Source organism: Holdemania sp. (assembly GCF_986127675.1).
Genome location: NZ_CFQZWI010000179.1, coordinates 1 through 2,430 on the forward strand (window position 1 = coordinate 1; position 2,430 = coordinate 2,430).

4 protein-coding genes are annotated in these 2,430 nt (G+C 54.4%); all 4 read left to right on the forward strand.

Annotated elements, in window-relative coordinates:
• Positions 1 to 447: spore coat associated protein CotJA (locus AC5OW4_RS15025; protein WP_493677192.1), on the forward strand; the 447-nt coding region annotated here is incomplete at its 5' end.
• A complete protein-coding gene (locus AC5OW4_RS15030) occupies positions 440 to 685 on the forward strand; it encodes a spore coat protein CotJB (protein WP_072683822.1) in 246 nt (81 codons plus the stop codon). The genes AC5OW4_RS15025 and AC5OW4_RS15030, both read left to right, overlap by 8 nt.
• 3 nt (positions 686 to 688) lie before the next feature.
• Positions 689 to 1,285 (forward strand): manganese catalase family protein, encoded by a 597-nt coding sequence (locus tag AC5OW4_RS15035; RefSeq protein WP_072683821.1) that lies wholly within the window; start codon positions 689 to 691, stop codon positions 1,283 to 1,285.
• Positions 1,286 to 1,523: 238 nt separating this feature from the next.
• Positions 1,524 to 2,430, forward strand: a 907-nt coding sequence (locus AC5OW4_RS15040; protein WP_493677193.1) for a type 2 periplasmic-binding domain-containing protein, incomplete at its 3' end; no start/stop codon positions are given.

A 2,430-nucleotide genomic window follows, 5' to 3' on the forward strand; every position in this document is an offset into this window, starting at 1 on the left:
AACCGTCCGGGCAACGGCTGTGGCTGCGGCAACGATACCGACGATCAGGATGACGATGGCCGTCCGGGCTGCGGCTGCGGCGATCATGACCACGGCAACCGTCCGGGCAACGGCTGCGGCTGTGGCTGCGGCAACGATACCGACGATCAGGATGACGATGGCCGTCCAGGCTGCGGCTGCGGCGATCATGACCATGGCAACCGTCCGGGTGATGGCTGCGGCTGTGGCTGCGGCAATGATACCGATGATCAGGATGACGATGGCCGTCCGGGCTGCGGTAATCATCACCGCTGCCCGGATATGAGCCTGGCAATGGCGTATGTCGCCCGCCAGCGCTGGACTGGAAAACGGGAAATCTACAGCCGCCCGCGCGCCTTGTTAAGAGGAACGCTGTTTGTTGAGCTGGACTTGCCGTTTACGGGAAAGGGAGGCTGTCAGGATGAATAGAAATGAAATGCTGCGGGAGCTGCAGGAACTGGATTTCGCGATTCAGGAAGCGGTCTTATTTCTGGACACCCATCCGCAAAACGAAGTCGCGCTGAGCTATTACCGTTATGTTACCGGCCTGCGCCGCAAAGCGGCGGAGGAATACAATCGCGTCTGCGGTCCGCTGACCAACCGCGACAGCCGCGGACGCCGCTGGGATTGGATCAATAGTCCATGGCCGTGGGAAAGGGAGGGATAAACCATGTGGATCTATGAGAAAAAATTGCAGTATCCTGTGAATATCCGGAAGCCGGACCCGGCGATGGCCAAGCTGATCATCACGCAGCTGGGCGGCCCGGATGGCGAAAAGGGTGCGTCTGATCGGTATCTGAACCAACGCTACGCGATGCCGTATCCGGAAATCCGCGCGTTATTGACGGACATTGGAACGGAAGAAATGGCGCATGAGGAAATGATCGCCACGATGGTTTACCAGCTGCTCAAGGGCTGTTCAGCGCAGCAGATCAAGGCTGCCAATGCGGCGGACTATTACGTCGATCATACTGCCGGCGTTTATCCGCAAGGCGCCAGCGGCATGCCGTACACGACGGCGTATATCCAGTCCAAGGGCGATCCGATTACCGATCTGTCCGAGGATATGGCGGCGGAACAGAAAGCCCGTACAACGTATGAGAACCTGATGCGTTTAGCGAAGGATCCGGAAGTCTATGGACCGCTGGTATTTTTACGCCAGCGCGAGATCGTTCACTTCCAGCGTTTCGGCGAAGCTCTGGAATTCGTCCGCAAGGATCTGGACTGCCGCAACTTCTATCGTTACAATCCAGCTTTTGACCGCTGATCAAAAGCGAAACCGGCGGGATTTTCCCGCCGCTACATCGAATCGAAATAAGCCGGAAAGTTTTTGGCGGGGAAACGCACGGAACCTGAATGTGATTTGCGAACCGGGGCAGGAATGGGAAAACGTGATATTCAGAACAATTTAGGGTTAGGTAAGAACGATCTTCATACCTGTAAAAACGTGGTAATTTAAACGGAAAGCTACTATAATAAAACTAATAAAGAAAAGGTGCAGGAAGATGAAAAAAATAACAAAACTTGGGGTTTTAGCTGCTGCGGCCATGCTTATGATGCAGGGCTGCGCCGCTGAAAAGGAGAATTATGACAAACTGCTCGATCCGAATAAACCGGTTACGCTGGAGATTTGGACTTATTACAACGGTACGCAGAAAGCGGCGTTTGACGAACTGGTTACAGAATTCAACGACACGGTGGGCGCGGAGAAAGGCATTGTTGTTGAAGCGTACAGTCAGGGCAATGTCAACGATCTGATCACCAAGGTTGAGGAAGCGGCGGAGAAGAAAGTCGGCGCCGGTGAAATTCCCGATATTTTCGCGGCTTATGCCGATACCGCGTACAAAGTCGATAAATTGGGACTGGTCGCTTCGATTGACAAGTATATGAGCAAGGAGGAACTGGCGTCCTATCGCGACGAATATTTAAACGAAGGTCAGATCGGCGAGGACGGCAGCCTGAAAATTTTTCCGATCGCCAAGTCGACGGAATTGATGATGTTGAACAAAACGGACTGGGATCGGTTCGCGGAAGCCTGCGGCGTTACGCTGGATGAGCTGAAGACGCTTGAAGGCGTGACGAAGACCGCGCGGACGTACTATGAATGGACCGACAGCCTGACGCCACAGCCGAATGATGGCAAGGCATTCTTCGGCCGGGATGCGATGGCAAATTACATGATCATCGGCAGCCGTCAGCTGGGGCAGGAAATCTTTGCGGTGGAAGGAAATCAGGTGACGCTGAATCTGGACCGCGATGTCTTTAAAAAACTGTGGGATAATTATTATGTGCCATATATCCGGGGTTACTTCACGGCGCAGGGCCGTTTCCGTTCCGACGACGCGAAGACCGGCGATTTGATCGCGCTGGTCGGATCCAGCAGCGGGGCGGCTTATTTCCCGAAGGAAGTGG

Excerpts from the sequence above, each read along its gene's own strand:
- AC5OW4_RS15030 (WP_072683822.1), top strand. The coding sequence starts at position 440 with ATGAATAGAAATGAAATGCTGCGGGAGCTGCAGGAACTGGATTTCGCG.
- AC5OW4_RS15035 (WP_072683821.1), top strand. The coding sequence starts at position 689 with ATGTGGATCTATGAGAAAAAATTGCAGTATCCTGTGAATATCCGGAAG.